Here is a 17,344-nt window from a genome sequence, read left to right as displayed (position 1 = left end):
GGAGGGGCGCAACGAATGAACAGCACCACGCTTGAAGGCGGCCACGTCGCCGGTGGCGAGAACACCCGCTTCATCATCCTGATCAGCCTGGTGGCGACGATCGGGGGGTTCCTGTTCGGCTTCGACAGCGGGGTCATCAACGGCACGGTCGACGGACTCAAGGCGGCGTTCGGATCCGATGCGGCGGTGACCGGTTTCAACGTGGCGTCCATGTTGCTTGGCTGTGCGATCGGCGCCTGGTTCGCGGGTACGCTCGCCGATCGTTACGGACGGCGGACGATGCTGTTGTGGTCTGCGGTGTTCTTCCTCGTGTCGGCGTGGGGATCGGGCATCGCAACGTCATCGATCGAGTTCGTCGTGTACCGGGTCATCGGTGGCTTCGCCGTCGGTGGTGCCAGCGTGATGTCGCCCGCGTACATCAGTGAGGTTTCGCCCGCGCGTTACCGTGGCCGGCTGGCCACGGTGCAGCAGATTGCGATCATCTCGGGTCTGTTCGCGGCGTTCCTCAGCAATTACTTCCTGGCCAGGTTCGCCAGTTCCTCGCTGGCTCCGCTGTGGCTGGGCCATGAAGCGTGGCGCTGGATGTTCTGGGTGGAGATCCTGCCGGCCGGACTGTTCCTGGTGGCCCTGCTGTTCATTCCAGAGAGTCCGCGCTATCTCGTGGCCAAGGGCAGGCAGGCGCAGGCGCTGGCCGTACTGACACGGCTTTACGGTGGCGTCGATGGGCCGCGCAAGCAGGCCGAGATCGAAGCCTCGCTCGCGGCGGACCATCATGCACCGCGGCTGTCGGATCTGCTCAACAAGGCCACCGGCAAGGTGCGCCCGATTGTCTGGATCGGCATTGGCCTGGCGACGTTCCAGCAACTGGTCGGCATCAACGTCGTCTTCTACTACGGCGCGGTGCTGTGGCAGGCGGTCGGCTTCTCCGAGAGCGATGCGCTGCTCATCAATGTCATCTCCGGTGCACTGAGCATCGGCGCCTGCATCGTCTCGATGCTGCTGGTGGACAAGGTGGGACGCAAGCCGCTGCTTTGGGTCGGGTCGGCGGGCATGGCGGTGACGCTGGGCCTGGTGGCCTTCGCCTTCTCCACCGGCACCCTGGATGCGGCCGGCAAACTGCAGCTGTCCGACGACATGGGCGTGCTCGCGCTGGTGGCGGCCAACCTCTACGTGGTGTTCTTCAACCTGTCCTGGGGCCCGGTGATGTGGGTCATGCTCGGCGAGATGTTCCCCAACCAGATTCGCGGGTCGGGCCTGGCGGTAGCCGGCCTGGCGCAGTGGGGTGCGAACTTCCTGATCACCTGGACCTTCCCGATGCTCCTTACCGGCATCGGTCTGGCCGGCGCCTATGGCCTGTACACGCTGGCCGCTGCGACCTCGGTCGTCTTCGTCATGAAGTACGTGCACGAGACCAAGGGCAAGGAACTGGAGCAGATGGAAGGATGAAGACGATGACGAACCGGAGTTCCCTGCGCGTGCGCAGCGGTGTGCTGATCGCAGCGCTCGTGATCGCGCTCGGTGCGTGCAAGGGCGAGGACAAGGCAGCGGCTCCGGCGGCTGCGGATGCCAACCCATGGCCGCAGGTCGCCTGGCCGCTGGCCGAGGATGCCGCACTGGAGCAGCGCATCACCGAGCTGATGGCCACCATGACGGTGGAGGAGAAGGTCGGCCAGTTGGTGCAGGGCGACATAGCCAGCATCACGCCGGATGACATCCGCAAGTACCGCCTCGGCTCGATCCTGGCCGGCGGCAACTCCGACCCCGGTGGCCGCTACGACGCCTCGCCGGCCGAGTGGCTGGCACTGGCCGATGCGTTCTACGAGGCCTCGATGGACACCTCGCAGGGCGGCAAGGCCATCCCGATCATCTTCGGCATCGATGCCGTGCACGGGCAGAGCAACATCGTCGGCGCCACGCTGTTCCCGCACAACATCGGCCTGGGCGCGGCGCGCAATCCCGAGCTGCTGCGCCGGATCGGCGAGATCACCGCACTGGAGACGCGCGCCACCGGCATGGAGTGGACCTTCGCGCCCACCGTGGCGGTGCCGCAGGACGACCGCTGGGGCCGCACCTATGAGGGCTATTCCGAGTCGCCGGACGTGGTGGCCAGCTACTCGGCCGCCGTGGTCGAAGGCCTGCAGGGCAAGGTCGGCTCGCCGGACTTCCTCGATGGCCGCCACGTGATCGCCTCGGTCAAGCACTTCCTCGGCGACGGCGGCACCACGAACGGCAAGGACCAGGGCGATACGAAGATCAGCGAGGCCGAGCTGGTGCGCATCCACGCCGCCGGCTATCCGCCGGCCATCGCGGCCGGCGCGCAGACGGCGATGGCCTCGTTCAACAGCGTCAACGGCGAGAAGATGCATGGCCACAAGCCGTACCTGACCGACGCGCTGAAGGGCCGCATGGCCTTCGGCGGCTTCGTGGTCGGCGACTGGAACGGCCACGGCCAGGTGAAGGGCTGCACGAATACCGACTGTCCGGCCACCATCAACGCTGGCCTGGACATGGCGATGGCCTCGGACAGCTGGAAGGGCTTCTACGAGACCACGCTGGCGGCGGTGAAGGCCGGCACGATCAGCCAGGCACGGCTGGACGATGCGGTACGCCGGATCCTGCGGGTGAAGTTCCGCCTGGGGCTGTTCGAAGCGGGCAAGCCGTCCTCGCGTGCGGTGGGCGGGCAGTTCGCCCTGCTCGGTGCGCCGGAGCATCGCGCCATCGCACGCCAGGCCGTGCGCGAATCGCTGGTCCTGCTGAAGAACCAGGGCGGCGTGCTGCCGATCTCGCCCAAGCAGCGCATCCTGGTGGCCGGCGATGGCGCGAACGATGTCGGCAAGCAGGCCGGTGGCTGGACGCTCAACTGGCAGGGCACCGGCACCACGCGCAAGGACTTCCCCAACGCCGACACGATCTACGAGGGCATCGCGCAGCAGGCCAAGGCGGCCGGCGGCGAGGCGATCCTGTCCGTCGACGGCAAATACACGCAGAAGCCGGACGTGGCGGTGGTCGTGTTCGGCGAGAACCCGTATGCCGAGTTCCAGGGCGACCTGCAGACGCTGGCGTACAAGCCGGGCGACGAGGCCGACCTGGCGCTGCTCAAGCGCCTGAAGGCCGAGGGCATCCCGGTGGTCGCGGTGTTCCTGAGCGGTCGCCCGCTGTGGGTGAACCGCGAGATCAATGCGTCCGATGCGTTCCTGGCCGCCTGGCTGCCGGGCTCGGAAGGCGCGGGCATCGCCGACGTACTGCTGCGCAAGCCCGATGGCAGCGTGCAGCACGACTTCAAGGGCAAGCTCAGCTTCAGCTGGCCGCGCACGGCGGTGCAGTACGCCAACAACGTGGGGCAGGCGGGCTACGACCCGCTGTTCGCCTTCGGCTTCGGCCTGACCTATGCCGACAAGGGCGACCTGGCGGCGCTGCCGGAAGAGTCCGGCGTGACCGGCGACGAGGGCGCGAGCGGCGTGTTCTTCGCACGCGGCGATGCCGGGTCGGGCATGGCGCTGCGGCTGGAAACCGCCGATGGCCAGGGCGTGACGGTCACCAAGGTGCCGGACGCGCTGGACGGCGATCTGCTGAAGGTCACCGGCGTGGATCATCAGGCGCAGGAAGACGGACGTCGTCTGGCGTGGTCCGGCAAGGGCGAGGCGGTCGCGGCGCTGCAGTCGCATACGGCGCTGGACCTGCAGCGCGAGAGCAATGGCGATGTGATGCTGCTGACGACGCTGCGCGTGGACGCCGCCCCGACCGCCGAGGCCTGGCTGTCGGTCGGCTGCGGCACCGGCTGCACCGCGCGCGTGGCGCTGGCGCCGACGCTGGCCAAGCTGCCGGTCGGCCAGTGGACGCGTGTGGGCGTGCCGCTGAAGTGCCTGGCCAAGGCGGGTGCCGATGTCGCCAAGCTGGACCGTCCGTGGTCCATCGGTACGGCGGGCGCGATGACGGTCTCGGTGTCGCGCGTGGCGCTGGGTGCATTGAACGAAGCCGAGGCCACCGTCGCATGCCCGGACGCGTAACCACTGCGGCCTCGCCGTCCGCCCCTCATGTCCGCAGGGAGGGCTCGCGGTGATGACCCGTGGTGCGCTATCGGCGCTTCGGCGGCGCCGCCACCGAGTCGCGGGTGACCAGCCGGTGCGGCACCACGTGATCCATCAACACGCGCGTACTGTCGGACTTGCGCCGGATGCTGCGCAGCAGGATGTCGATGGCCGTATTCGCCATCGACGCGATCGGTTGGTGGATGGTGGTGAGTTCCGGCCAGACCGTGGTCGCGGCCGAGGTGTCGTCGAAGCCCACGACCGACAGGTCGCGCGGCACGTCCAGGCCACGCCGATGCGCCACCGAGATCGCCGCCGCGCCCATGTCGTCGTTGCTGGCGAAGATCGCGGTCGGCGGCTTGCGGTGCGCGAGCAGTTTCTCGGCGGCCTTCAGCCCGGAGCGGTAGGTGTAGTCGCCCTGCTGGACGAGGTCGCTATCCACTTCGAGTCCAGCCTCATGCAGCGCGGTGACGAAGCCATCGTAGCGGCGCGAACTGGCGCTCAGGTCGCTGCGTCCCCGGATGAAGCCGATGCGGCTGTGGCCCTGTTCGATGAGGTGTTCGGCCATCTCTCTGCCGGCGCGGAAGTCGTCGATCCGCACGCAGGAGATCTCGTCGCTGAAGCGGCCCGACGCGATGGCGACCACGGGAACACCGGCCTTCACCAGCTCCGTTACTGCTGCACGCGATTCGCACAGCGGCGGCGGCAGGATCACGCCGTCGACGCGCGCACCCAATGCATGGGCGGCCTTGCGCTCGGATTCGGTATCCAGGTCGTCCCAGTAGTCGACCACCAGCTGGATCGCGGTGCGGGACGCGACCCGCAGCAGGCCGACCAGCAGTTCGCGCAGGTAGGCGCCACTGGGGTTGGTATAGATCAGCGCGATGCGCGTGTGCTGCGCGGCGGCCAGCGAACTGGCCGCCAGGTTGGGCGTGTAGCCCAGCTCGCGCACGGCGCGCATGACGCGTTCGCGGGTGGCGTCGCGGACCTTGCCCTGGTTGTTGATCACCCGCGACACGGTCATGGGCGACACGCCGGCCCGGGCGGCCACCTCGTCGATCGTCACGCCGCTGGTCTTGCGGCGGATCGACTTCTTCGGCTTGTCCACTACACGTTCCCTTCTTCTACGGTGGCGCCGCCAGATGGCGGCCGGCCGGTCCGGCATCGGCATCTGGCGGGATGATGGAACAGTTCGCGCCCGCCTGTCCCCCGGACATTGGAATGTTACCGCTAACCTCCGGGTTGGGCGACCGGCGTCGAGGCTGGCGGCTGGCCATGGCATTGGCCCTGTGGGCATGCACCGGCACCGCATGGGCGGAAGACGGCTACGCGTTGTGGATGCGCTACGTGCCGGTCGACGCCACATCGGCGGGCGGGTATCGCGCCCACGCGAAGGAGATCGTCGCGCCCGACCGGACCGCTACCCAGCGCGTCGCGCGCGAGGAACTGGAGCGCGGTCTGGCCGGCCTGCTGGGCGTCACGCCCCGGTTGCGCACCACGCTTGGCGACGGTGGTGCGTTCGTCCTGGGCACGCCGCAGTCGTCGCCCTGGGTCGCACCGTTCCGTCGTGACCTTCAGGCACTGGGCGACCAGGGCTATCTGCTCCGGTCCGCACGGATCGGCGAACGCGATGTGATCGTCGTGGCTGCGCGCGACGACGTCGGCGTGCTGTACGGCGTCTTCCACCTGCTGCGCCTGATGCAGACGGGCGCGTCGCTCGATCGGCTGGAGGTACGCGAGTCGCCGGCGATCGCCCGACGCGTGCTCAACCATTGGGACAACCTCGACGGCTATGTGGAGCGCGGCTATGCCGGCGGCTCGCTGTGGGACTGGCATACGCTGCCGGACTGGCAGGACCCGCGCTACATCGACTACGCGCGGGCGAATGCCTCGCTCGGCATCAACGGCAGCGTCCTCAACAACGTCAATGCGAACGCGCTGAGCCTGTCGCCGGACTACCTGCGCAAGGCGGCGGCGCTGGCGGACGTGTTCCGCCCGTACGGGATACGCGTGTACCTGAGTGCGCGTTTCAGTGCACCCATCGAGATCGGCGGGCTCGCGACGGCCGATCCCCTCGATCCCGACGTGCAGCGCTGGTGGCGGAACAAGGCGGACGAGATCTACGCGTTCATTCCGGATTTCGGCGGCTTCCTGGTCAAGGCCAACTCGGAAGGCCAGCCCGGTCCGCAGGACTACGGACGTTCGCACGCCGACGGCGCCAACCTGCTGGCCGATGCGCTGGCGCCGCATGGTGGCGTGGTGATGTGGCGCGCCTTCGTCTACGCGCACGACGTGCCGGAGGACCGCGCCAGGCAGGCGTACAACGAGTTCGTCGGGCTGGACGGCGCCTTCCGCCGCAACGTGCTGCTGCAGGTGAAGAACGGGCCGATCGACTTCCAGCCGCGCGAGCCGTTCCACCCGCTGTTCGGCGCGATGCCGCGCACGCCGTTGATGATGGAGTTCCAGATCACCAAGGAATATCTCGGCTTCGCGACGCACCTGGTCTACCTGGGGCCGCTGTACGAAGAAGTCCTGCACGCCGACACCCATGCGCGCGGTCCCGGTTCGACCGTCGCGCGGGTGATCGACGGCTCGCTGGACGGCCATGCGCTGTCCGGCATCGCCGGCGTCGCCAACATCGGCGACGACCGTACCTGGAGCGGATCGCATTTCGACCAGGCGAACTGGTATGCGTTCGGCCGGCTGGCCTGGAATCCGCGGCAGTCGGCGCGCGACATCGCGGCCGACTGGGTAGCGATGACGTTCTCGCGCGATCCCGACGTGGTGGCGCCGGTCGTCGACATGATGATGGCCTCGCGCGAGGCGGCCGTGGACTACATGACGCCGCTGGGCCTGCACCACGTGATGGCGCGTGGCCACCACTACGGGCCGGGTCCGTGGGTCGATGGGGGACCGCGTGCGGACTGGACCTCGGTGTACTACCACCGTGCCGACCGCGACGGCATCGGCTTCGACCGCACGTCGCACGGCAGCGATGCCGTGGCGCAGTACGCGGCTGATGTGGCGGACGTGTTCGCCGACGTGGAGCGCGTGCCGGACTCGCTGCTGCTGTGGTTCCACCACGTGCCGTGGGAGCACCGTATGGGGTCCGGGCGTCCGCTGTGGGATGAACTGGTCCATCGCTACACGCGTGGTGTGCGCAGCGTCGAGGCGATGCAGGCGACATGGGACCGACTGCAGGGCCGGGTGGATGCCGAGCGCCACCGGCACGTCGCCGCCTTCCTGCGCATCCAGCGCAATGAGGCGCAGTGGTGGCGCGACGCCAGCGTCGCCTACTTCCAGTCGCTCAACGGACGCGCACTGCCGGCCGGGGAGGAGCCGCCCGCGCATCCGCTAGCGTACTACGAGTCGCTGCAGTTCCCGTTCGCGCCGGGGGATGGGCGATGAGTCGTGCTATCACGCTGGCAGGCAAGACCCTGGCGCTCGCGTTACTGTTCATCGGCGGTGGTGCACGCGCACAGGATGCGCCGCTGTTGCACGCGCTGTTCCAGGACCACGCGGTGCTGCAGCGGGAGCGCCCGATCCCGGTATGGGGTACCGCCGATGCAGGCGCAACGGTCAGCGTCACCCTTGCGCGCGAGACGGTCACGACGCAGGCCGGAACAGACGGTCGCTGGCGCGCGACACTGCGGCCGGCGGCGGCCGGTGGCCCCTACGAGCTCGTGGCCAGGGCAGGGCAGGCGATGCAGGTCGTGCGCGACGTGATGATCGGGGACGTGTGGCTGTGCTCGGGGCAGTCGAACATGGAACTTCCGGTCTGGCGGGCGCTCGACGCCAGCAGCGAGATCGCCTCGGCGTCGCACCCGCGGATCCGCTTGTTCACCGTGCCGCAGGTGGCGGCGGTGATGCCTCAGGCCACGTTCCCGAGTGCTACTGCGTGGAAGGTCGCATCGCCGGAGACGGTGCGCGACTTTTCCGCTGCCTGCTTCTACTTCGCACGCGAACTGCAGAAGACGGTCGATGTGCCGATGGGGCTCATCCAGGCCGCGTGGGGCGGGTCGCGCATCGAGGCCTGGACCGGTGCGGATGCTCTGCGGGCGGGCGGGGGCGCGGAGGAGGCGCTGGATGTGCTGGCGCTCTACGCACACGATCCCGCGGCGGCGCTGGCGCAATGGGGACGGCACTGGGAGCGCTGGTGGACCACGCGCCCCGGCGCCGTAGCCGGCGACAGGCCATGGCGGTCCGATGCCCCCGATGCCGGCTGGCGCGAGGCGCCAGCGTCGCTCGGCGCATGGGAGCGCTGGGGCGTCCCTGCGCTGGCGGACTACAACGGCATGGTCTGGTACCGCGCGCAGGTGACGCTGACGGCGGCGCAGGCCGCGACGTCCGCCACGCTGGAACTGGCGCCTGCCGACGAAACCGACATGACCTGGGTGAATGGCAGGGCGGTCGGCAGCGAGTACGGTGCGGGCGAGCCACGCCACTACCGGTTGCCTCCGGGTCTGCTGAAGGCGGGCGCCAACACGGTGGTGGTGAACGTGCTGGATACCTATCGCGATGGCGGACTTGCGGGGCCGGCGAGTGCGCACGCGTTGCGTTTCGACGACGGCACGCGCGTCGCCCTCGATGCGTCATGGCGCTACAAGCTCGCGCCCGGCGACGACGCGCCGCCCGGCGCGCCGTGGCAGGCCGCGAACGGCCTGTCGACGCTATACAACGGCATGATCGCGCCACTGGGCGACTACGGCCTGCGCGGCATGCTGTGGTACCAGGGCGAGTCCAACACCGGCGAGGGCGCCGCCTATGCCGCACGGTTGCGCACCTTGCGCGACGACTGGAGACGGCAGTTCGGTTCCCGCATGCCGCTGCTGGTCGTGCAACTGGCCGGCTATGGCATGCCGCCGAGCGCACCGGTCGACAGCGGCTGGGCGGAGCTGCGCGAGGCGCAGCGTCAGGTGGTCGCCGAAGACGCGCATTCGGGGCTGGTGGTCGCCATCGACATCGGTGATGCGTACGACATCCACCCCCCGAACAAGCAGGAACTGGGCCGACGCCTGGCACGCGTGGCGCGTCATGTCGTCTACGGCGAACGCGCGCTCGCGCCGTCCGGCCCGGTCGTGCATGAGGCGACGCGCGCCGCCGACGGCGTGCGTGTCGCGTTCGGCGGCGTCACCGGTGCGCTGACGACAACCGGCGCGAACGGCCCCATCGGCTTCGAACTCTGCGACGCGCAGGCGCGTTGCAGATACGCAGACGCCACGCTCGAAGGGAACACCGTCGTTCTGCGCGGCGCGGACCTAGTCGATGCGACGCGGGTGCGCTACTGCTGGGCGGACGGCCCGGTCTGCACGCTGCGCGACACCGCCGGACTGCCGGCCGGTCCTTTCGAACTCTCCCTCACGACGCCCGAGGTGCCCCGATGAAGCTGTTCTCCCTGCGCAAGCCACAGGACGACCACGGCGAGGCGCGCGCATGTCGCGGGCGTCACGTCGGTGCACGCGGCGTGCTGATCACGGCTCTGCTGTCGCTGGCCGCGCACGTACATGCACAGTCGCCCGCCGCGCCGCCGGTGTACTTCGACTGGTTCGAATACAGCGGTCGCGACAAGGCGTTCGAAGCGCCATTGCCCGCCGGCCACTACCGCAATCCGGTGCTGGCGGGTTTCCACGCCGATCCCAGCATCGTCGCGGCCAACGGCAAGTTCTATCTGGTCAACTCCAGCTTCACCTACTTCCCGGGCATTCCCGTGTTCGAGAGCACGGACCTGGTGCACTGGAAGCAGATCGGCAACGTCATCGACCGTCCCACCCAGCTGGACTTCGACGGACTGAGTGTGTCGCGCGGCATTTTCGCGCCCACCATCGAGTTCCACGACGGCGTGTTCTATGTGGTCACCACGGCCACCGACAGTGGCGGCAATTTCATCGCCACCGCGCGCGACCCCGCCGGCCCGTGGTCGGATCCGCACTGGCTGCCGACCATCGGCGGCATCGATCCGTCGCTGTTCTTCGACGACGACGGCAAGGTCTACCTGCTCAACAACGACGAGCCGCCGGGACCGGCGCGCTACGACGGCCACCGCGCCATCTGGATGCAGCAAATCGACCTGGCGCGCTTCCAGCCGATCGGTCCGCGCAAGGTGCTGATCGATGGCGGCGTGGAGCCGGAGAAGAATCCGATCTGGATCGAAGGTCCGCATATCTACAAGCGCCAGGGCTGGTACTACCTGTCCGATGCGGAAGGCGGTACCGGACCGCAGCATTCGCAGGTCGTCCTGCGCAGCCGTGAGGTATGGGGTCCTTACGTGCCGTATGCAGGCAATCCCATCCTGACGCAGCGCGACCTGCCCGCAGATCGACCGTTGCCGATCACCAATGCGGGGCACGCCGATCTGGTGGAAGGGCCGGATGGATCGTGGTGGGCGGTGTTCCTCGCCAGCCGCAACTACCAGCAGCGCCACTACAACACCGGGCGTGAAACCTATCTGCTGCCCGTGCAGTGGCGCAATGGCTGGCCGGAGATCCTGCCCGCCGACCAGACGATTCCCTATGTCGTGAAAGCGCCCTCGTGGATGCGCGGCGACGCCCCGCAGGCGCCGTCCACCGGCAACTTCGTACATCGCGACGAGTTCGATGGCCCGGCGCTCGCCTCCGACTGGCTGCGCGTGCGCGTGCCGAAGACCGCCTGGGCGGACCTTGCCGCGCGTCCCGGTTCGCTGGCGCTGACGCCGCTGGCGGAAGGCCTGGGCACGCTGCGCAACCCTGCGTTCCTTGGCCGTCGCCAGCAGCACCTGCGCTTCGAGGCCAGCACCGCGATGACAGCGCCTGTGCCCGGCGTGGCCGCGGGACTGGCCGCCTTCCAGAGCGAGGCCTACTGGTACTTCCTCGGGGTACGCCGCACGGCGGGCGATCGCATCGCCGTGTTCCTGGAAGCACGCGACGGCAGCGGCATCACGCGCACGCTGGCGACACACGAGGTCGGGGCCACCGGTGCGCTCCGCCTGAAGATCGAGGGCGACGAAGGCGACTACGGTTTCGCGTTCGATGCCGGCGATGGCCGCGGATGGCAGACGCTGGCCAGCCGGGTCGACGGCACCGTGCTGAGTACCGACCGTGCCGGCGGTTTCGTCGGTGCGCTGCTGGGACCGTACGCGCGCGACGAGCGCGCCCAGAGGAGCGAATGATGAAGACCATGATGTCCGTTTCCATCGCCCGGCGCGTCGCGCCGGTTCTGTGCGCGTTGGCACTGTGTGTGGCCACATGGATGGCACCGTCCGCGCACGCCGCCGACACGAAACCGTGGCTCGACACCTCGAACAGCTTCGAGGCGCGCGCCGCGGCGTTGGTCGCGCAGATGACGCTGGAGGAAAAGGCCGCGCAGATGCAGAACGCAGCGCCGGCCATCGAGCGGTTGGGCGTGCCGGCCTACGACTGGTGGAACGAAGCGCTGCATGGCGTGGCACGCGCCGGGCAGGCGACGGTGTTTCCGCAGGCCATCGGCCTGGCGGCCACCTTCGACGTGCCGCTGATGGGGGAGGTGGCCACCACGATCAGCGACGAAGCGCGCGCCAAGCACCACCAGTTCGTCCGCGACGGGCAGCACGGCCGTTACCAGGGGCTGACCTTCTGGTCGCCGAACATCAACATCTTCCGCGATCCGCGCTGGGGCAGGGGACAGGAGACCTATGGGGAAGATCCGTACCTCACCGCGCGCATGGGCGTCGCGTTCGTGCATGGCCTGCAGGGCGACGATCCCGTGTATCGCAAGCTGGACGCGACCGCGAAGCATCTCGCCGTCCACAGCGGTCCGGAGGCCGATCGCCACCACTTCGACGCGAAACCCAGCAAGCGCGACCTGTACGACACCTACCTGCCCGCGTTCGAAGCGCTGGTGAAGGAGGGCGACGTGGACGCGGTGATGGGCGCCTACAACCGCGTGTATGGCGAATCCGCCAGTGCCAGCAGGTTCCTGCTGCGCGACGTGCTGCGCCGTGACTGGGGCTTCAAGGGGTATGTAGTCTCCGACTGCTGGGCCATCGTCGACATCTGGAAGCACCACAAGATCGTCGCCACCCGCGAGGAAGCGGCGGCGCTGGCGGTGAAGAACGGCACCGAGCTGGAGTGCGGCGAGGAATACGCCACGCTGCCCGCCGCCGTACGCCAGGGGCTGATAAGCGAGGCCGAGATCGACGACGCGGTCACCCGCCTGTTCGCCGCGCGCATGCGGCTGGGCATGTTCGATCCGCCCGAGCGTGTGCGCTGGGCGCGCATTCCGTACTCGGTCAACCAGGCGCCGGCGCACGACGCACTGGCCTTGAAGGCGGCGCGCGAATCGCTGGTGCTGCTGAAGAACGACGGCCTGCTGCCGCTGTCGCGCGACCTGAAGCGCATCGCCGTGGTCGGCCCAACCGCCGACGACACCATGGCGCTGCTCGGCAACTACTTCGGTACGCCGGCCGCGCCGGTGACGATCCTGCAGGGCATCCGTGATGCCGCAAAGGGCGTCGAGGTGAGCTACGCCCGCGGCGTGGACCTGGTGGAGGGGCGCGACGATCCAGCGGCCACCCCCCTCATCGAGGCCGCCTACCTGCGGCCGTCGGCCGATTCTCCCGAGCGCGGGCTGCGCGGCGAATACTTCCGCACGCAGGACCTGTCCGGGCCGCCCGCCCTGGTACGCACCGATGCGCAGATCGGCTTCCGCTGGGATCGCGGTTCGCCGACCGACAACCTGCAGGCGCGTGGCGAGGCGGGTCCGGGGCAGGGCGTGCCGAGCGACCGCTTCAGCATCCGCTGGAGCGGGCAGCTGTTGCCGCCGGTGTCGGGCCGCTACCGGATCGAAGCGGCCGCGGATGACGGCTTCCGCCTGTACGTGGACGGCAAGCGCGTGCTCGACCATTGGACTAACAGCGATCGCCTGCGCAGCGATGACGTGGACCTGGACCTGGAAGCCGGACGCGCCTACGACCTGCGACTGGAGTACTACGACGCCGAGCGCGATGCCGGCGTGCGTCTGGCGTGGCGCATGCCGGGCGCCAAGCCGCCGTTCGAGGAGGCCCTCGACATCGCCCGCAACGCCGACGTGGTGGTCTTCGTGGGAGGCCTGACCGGCGACGTCGAAGGCGAGGAGATGACGGTCAACTATCCGGGCTTCGCCGGTGGCGACCGGACCGACCTGCGCCTGCCCGCCACGCAGCGCGCTCTGCTGGAAGCGCTGCATGCCACTGGCAAGCCGGTGGTGCTGGTACTGACCGGCGGTTCCGCGCTGGCGGTGGACTGGGCGCAGGCGAACCTGCCGGCCATCCTGATGGCCTGGTATCCAGGGCAGCGGGGTGGCACGGCGGTGGGCGAGACGCTGTTCGGCGATGCGAATCCCGCCGGCCGCCTGCCGGTGACGTTCTACACGGCGGACCAGGCGATGCCGGCGTTCGACGACTACACGATGGAAGGCCGCACCTACCGCTACTTCCGCGGCACGCCGCTGTATGCGTTCGGACACGGCCGGTCCTACACCCGCTTCGACTACCGCAACCTGCGCACCGATGCACGCACCGTCGCCGCAGACGGTCGCCTGCGCGTGCAGGTGGAGGTGGCGAACACGGGCAAGCGGACGGGCGATGAGGTGGTGCAGCTGTACGTCCGCCCGCTGACGGCCGGCCCCGACGATCCGCAGCAGGAGCTGCGCGGCTTCCAGCGCATCCACCTGGCGGCCGGCGAGCAGCGCACGGTCGTGTTCGAGCTTGAGCTGCAGCAGGCCCTGCGCCGCTACGACCAGGCGCGCGGCGCCTACACCGTGCCGCCGGGTCGCTACGAGGTGCGCGTGGGCGGATCCAGTGCCGATATCCGCGCGCATGCACCTTTCGAGGTCACCGCGCAATGAGCGAAACGCACCGCATAATCCCGCATTCTTTCTTTCCACGACGTCCAGGACAGCCGACGCATGGCCAGCACTGACCACACGCTATCGATCCGCGAAAAGCTGGGCTACAGCCTGGGCGACCTGGCGGCGAACCTGATCTTCCAGACGCTGATCACCTATCTCGCGTTCTTCTACACCGATGTCTACCGCCTGCCGGCGGCGACGGCCGCGACGATCATCTTCGTGGTCGGCCTGCTGGGCGCGTTCGTGTTCACGCCGTTGATCGGCATCGCCGCCGACCGCACGTCGACACGCTGGGGCAGGTTCCGGCCGTGGATCCTGTGGACGGCGGTGCCGTTCGGCGTGCTGTCGCTGCTGGCCTTCAGCACGCCGGACTTCAGCGAACGCGGGAAAGTCGCCTATGCGTTGATGACCTACAGCCTGCTGGTGCTCGTCTATGCGGCGAACAATCTGCCGTACTCCGCGCTCAGCGGCGTGCTGACCGGCAGCATGGCCCAGCGCAACAGCCTGTCCGCCTACCGGTTCGTGGCGGTGATGATCGCGCAGTTCATCATCCAGGTGCTGCTGATGCCGCTGGTGCTGATCCTCGGCGACGGCGACCGCGTGGTCGGCTTCGAGCGCGTGATGACCGTGTTCGCCGTGGTGGGTACGGCGTTCTTCCTGATCACCTTCGCCACCACGCGCGAACGCATCGTGCCGACGAAGGCGCAGTCCGGCGGGGTGATGCAGGACCTCGCGGACCTGGCGCGCAACCGCCCCTGGCAGGTGATGCTGGCCTTGACGGTGCTGGTGTTCATCAACCTGGCGCTGAAGGGCGGCACGTACATCTACTACTTCCAGTACTACATGCACGAAGCGGCGCTGGCGGGCTTCCTTGCCGACTCGGGATTCAACGGCTTCATCGCCGCCCTGAACGCGGCGCTGACCGGCGCGGGTCTGGCTGGCTTCACGTGGCCGGAAGATCCCGCCACCTCCACCTTCAGCCTGTTCAACGGCAGCGGCATCCTCTGCATGATTCTGGGCATCGGTGTATCGCGGAAACTGGCCGACCGCTTCGGCAAGCGTGACGTGTTCGGCGGTGCGTTATTCGTGTCGACGCTGTTCCTGCTCGCGTTCTATGTGTTCCCGCCCACCGCGGTCGCGCTGGCGTTCGGCGCCTTCATGCTGCATGGCTTCTGCTACGGCATCACCATCCCGCTGCTGTGGGCGATGATCGCCGACGTCGCCGACTACTCGGAGTGGAAGAACCACCGTCGCGCCACCGCCATCATCTTCTCCGCCATGCTGTGCGGCCTGAAGATCGGCCTGAGCGTCGGCGGTGCGCTGGTCGCCGGCATCCTGGCGCATTACGGCTACCAGGCCGGCGCCGACGAACAGTCGGCCGCGGTCGTCGATGGCATCCGCCTGACCGTCAGCGTCTACTGCTCCATTCCCTTCCTGGTCGCGGTGGCGCTGCTCTTCCTCTATCGGATCGACAAGCCGATGGAGACGCGCATCGAACACGAGCTCGACCAGCGCCGTCGCACCGCGGGCGCAGCCGCGTGACCTCCATGTCCTTGCCCATGAACGACACACCCGTCCACGACGACGCCACGCCGCGCGCCGTCGAACTCGACCGCCTCGCGGAACGCGCGATCTCCCGGCCGCTGGTCACCCACATCTACACCGCCGACCCGTCGGCGCACGTGTTCGAAGGGCGGCTCTACATCTATCCCTCGCACGACATCGACGGTGGCGGCGCCTTCGATGACGAAGGCGGGCACTTCGGCATGGAGGACTACCACGTGCTGCGCATGGAGTCGCCGGAGGGCGAGGTCACCGACTGCGGCGTCGCGCTGCATGTGCGCGACGTGCCATGGGCCGAGAAGCAGATGTGGGCACCGGATGCCGCGCATCGCGATGGCCGCTACTACCTCTACTTCCCCGCCAAGGACGGCGGTGGCCTGTTCCGCATCGGTGTGGCGGTCGCCGACCGGCCGGAAGGCCCGTTCGTCGCGGAGCCGGCGCCGATCGACGGCACGTACTCGATCGATCCTGCGGTGTTCGAGGATGACGACGGCGCGCACTACCTGTACTTCGGCGGCATCTGGGGTGGCCAGTTGCAGCGCTACCGCGACAACGCGTACGACACCGCGCATGAGGAGCCGACCGGCGACGCGCCCGCGCTCGGACCGCGTGTGGCGCGACTGGATGCCGGCATGAAGGCGCTGGCGGAGCCCACGCGGGAGATCGTGATCGTGGACGAGCAGGGCGTGCCGCTGCGTGCGGACGACCATGCCCGCCGCTTCTTCGAAGGCCCGTGGCTGCACAAGCACGAAGGTCGCTATTACCTGTCGTATTCCACCGGCAACACCCACCTGTTGTGCTATGCAGTAGGCGACAGTCCGTATGGCCCGTTTACCTACGGCGGCGTGATCCTGACGCCGGTGGTCGGCTGGACCACGCACCATTCCATCTGTGCCTTCGGCGGACAGTGGTATCTCTTCTATCACGATGCGTTGCACTCCGGCGGCGTGACGCACCTGCGCACGGCGAAGTGCACCGTGCTGCACCACGAGGCGGATGGCCGCATCCGCACGATCGATCCCTATGGCGGCTGATCCGCGTCACGCTGCCTGGGACGATGCGCTGGCACCGATGCCGGCAGGTCCGTTGCACTGGTTGCGCGCAGGGCGGCTGGAGGTCGCGCTTGCACCGGAAGCTGGCGGCCGCATCGCGCAGATCCGCCATGACGGCATGGACTGGCTGATCGGCCCCGATGACGGCTGGCCCGCGACCATCGCCTGGGGCTGCTATCCGATGGTGCCGTGGGTCGGACGCATACGCGCAGGACGTTTCGATCTCGACGGTCGCACCCATGCGTTGCCGGTGAACTTCGGCGGGCACGCGATCCATGGCATCGGCTTCTCGCGTCCGTGGCGGATCGAAACATTGGAGACGGACCACGCCACGCTGTCGCTGGCGCTTCCGCGCGATGGCTATTGGCCGTTCGGTGGCACCACGACACAGTCGATACGCGTGGAAGACCACCGCCTGCAACTGCAGCTCGCCGTGCAGGCGGACGATCAAGCGATGCCGGCGGTGCTGGGCTGGCATCCGTGGTTCCGCAAGCCCGACCGCCTGATCTTCGCCCCCACTGCGATGTATCCGCGCGACAGTGAGGGCATCGCGACGCTGCCCCGTGTGGCGCCCGTCCCCGGTCCGTGGGACGACTGCTTCGTGGCGGAGGGCGAGATCGCGCTGGCGCGTGATGGACAGCGTCTCGACCTGCGCGCCGATACCGATCACTGGGTTGTGTACGACGCCGCGGCGCATACGACCTGCGTCGAACCGCAGACCGGTCCGCCGGATGCCTTCTCGCTTGCGCCGCGCGTGCTCCAGCCCGGCCAACAGCATCGGCTTTCCTTCGAGCTCGCCTGGCGTACGGGCGGCGAATGACGGGAGCGGTGCCTGGTGAGCGTCACGCGGTTCGTTCCCGC

At 68.6% G+C, this 17,344-nt stretch carries 10 protein-coding genes; 9 read left to right on the top strand and 1 reads right to left on the bottom strand.

The window, feature by feature from the left end:
* Nucleotides 1–15: 15 nt before the first annotated feature.
* Nucleotides 16–1,446 carry a sugar porter family MFS transporter gene (locus ACGHX3_RS19050; RefSeq protein WP_394695876.1) on the top strand — a complete coding sequence of 477 codons (1,431 nt, stop codon included), beginning with the start codon at nucleotides 16–18 and terminating at the stop codon, nucleotides 1,444–1,446.
* On the top strand, nucleotides 1,443–4,007 hold the full coding sequence (locus ACGHX3_RS19045) for a glycoside hydrolase family 3 protein (RefSeq protein WP_394695875.1): 2,565 nt from the start codon (nucleotides 1,443–1,445) through the stop codon (nucleotides 4,005–4,007). Before ACGHX3_RS19050 ends, ACGHX3_RS19045 begins: the two co-directional genes overlap by 4 nt.
* A gap of 67 nt (nucleotides 4,008–4,074) precedes the next feature.
* Here ACGHX3_RS19045 and ACGHX3_RS19040 read toward each other — a convergent pair whose 3' ends face one another.
* Nucleotides 4,075–5,136, bottom strand: coding sequence for a LacI family DNA-binding transcriptional regulator (locus ACGHX3_RS19040; protein WP_394695874.1), 1,062 nt, complete (start codon nucleotides 5,134–5,136; stop codon nucleotides 4,075–4,077).
* A 113-nt stretch (nucleotides 5,137–5,249) separates the two neighbouring features.
* Here ACGHX3_RS19040 and ACGHX3_RS19035 point away from each other — a divergent pair, with 113 nt between their 5' ends.
* The 7 genes from ACGHX3_RS19035 to ACGHX3_RS19005 all read left to right on the top strand — a co-directional run bounded on the left by ACGHX3_RS19035 (nucleotide 5,250) and on the right by ACGHX3_RS19005 (nucleotide 17,303).
* Nucleotides 5,250–7,436 carry an alpha-glucuronidase family glycosyl hydrolase gene (locus tag ACGHX3_RS19035; RefSeq protein WP_394695873.1) on the top strand — a complete coding sequence of 729 codons (2,187 nt, stop codon included), beginning with the start codon at nucleotides 5,250–5,252 and terminating at the stop codon, nucleotides 7,434–7,436.
* Nucleotides 7,433–9,412, top strand: coding sequence for a sialate O-acetylesterase (locus ACGHX3_RS19030; protein ID WP_394695872.1), 1,980 nt, complete (start codon nucleotides 7,433–7,435; stop codon nucleotides 9,410–9,412). The genes ACGHX3_RS19035 and ACGHX3_RS19030 overlap by 4 nt, the downstream gene beginning before the upstream one ends.
* Entirely contained in the window at nucleotides 9,409–11,172 is a 1,764-nt protein-coding gene (locus ACGHX3_RS19025; RefSeq protein ID WP_394695871.1) for a glycoside hydrolase family 43 protein, read from the top strand. The genes ACGHX3_RS19030 and ACGHX3_RS19025 overlap by 4 nt, the downstream gene beginning before the upstream one ends.
* A gap of 80 nt (nucleotides 11,173–11,252) precedes the next feature.
* The gene (locus ACGHX3_RS19020; RefSeq protein ID WP_394697333.1) at nucleotides 11,253–13,865 is read left to right on the top strand and encodes a glycoside hydrolase family 3 C-terminal domain-containing protein; all 2,613 of its coding nucleotides are present in this window, start codon (nucleotides 11,253–11,255) and stop codon (nucleotides 13,863–13,865) included.
* A gap of 60 nt (nucleotides 13,866–13,925) precedes the next feature.
* On the top strand, nucleotides 13,926–15,410 hold the full coding sequence (locus ACGHX3_RS19015; RefSeq protein WP_394695870.1) for an MFS transporter: 1,485 nt from the start codon (nucleotides 13,926–13,928) through the stop codon (nucleotides 15,408–15,410).
* Nucleotides 15,411–15,427: 17 nt separating this feature from the next.
* Nucleotides 15,428–16,465: a glycoside hydrolase family 43 protein gene (locus ACGHX3_RS19010; protein ID WP_394695869.1), complete on the top strand. Its 1,038-nt coding sequence runs from the start codon at nucleotides 15,428–15,430 to the stop codon at nucleotides 16,463–16,465.
* Nucleotides 16,455–17,303 (top strand): aldose 1-epimerase, encoded by an 849-nt coding sequence (locus ACGHX3_RS19005; protein WP_394695868.1) that lies wholly within the window; start codon nucleotides 16,455–16,457, stop codon nucleotides 17,301–17,303. Before ACGHX3_RS19010 ends, ACGHX3_RS19005 begins: the two co-directional genes overlap by 11 nt.
* The last annotated feature ends 41 nt before the right edge of the window (nucleotides 17,304–17,344 follow it).

Origin of the sequence: Pseudoxanthomonas japonensis, assembly GCF_043632995.1 — a bacterium.
Lineage (GTDB): Bacteria > Pseudomonadota > Gammaproteobacteria > Xanthomonadales > Xanthomonadaceae > Pseudoxanthomonas_A > Pseudoxanthomonas_A japonensis.
The sequence above is the reverse complement of the archived record's forward strand: the minus strand, read 5'-3'. Positions and strand labels throughout refer to the sequence as shown.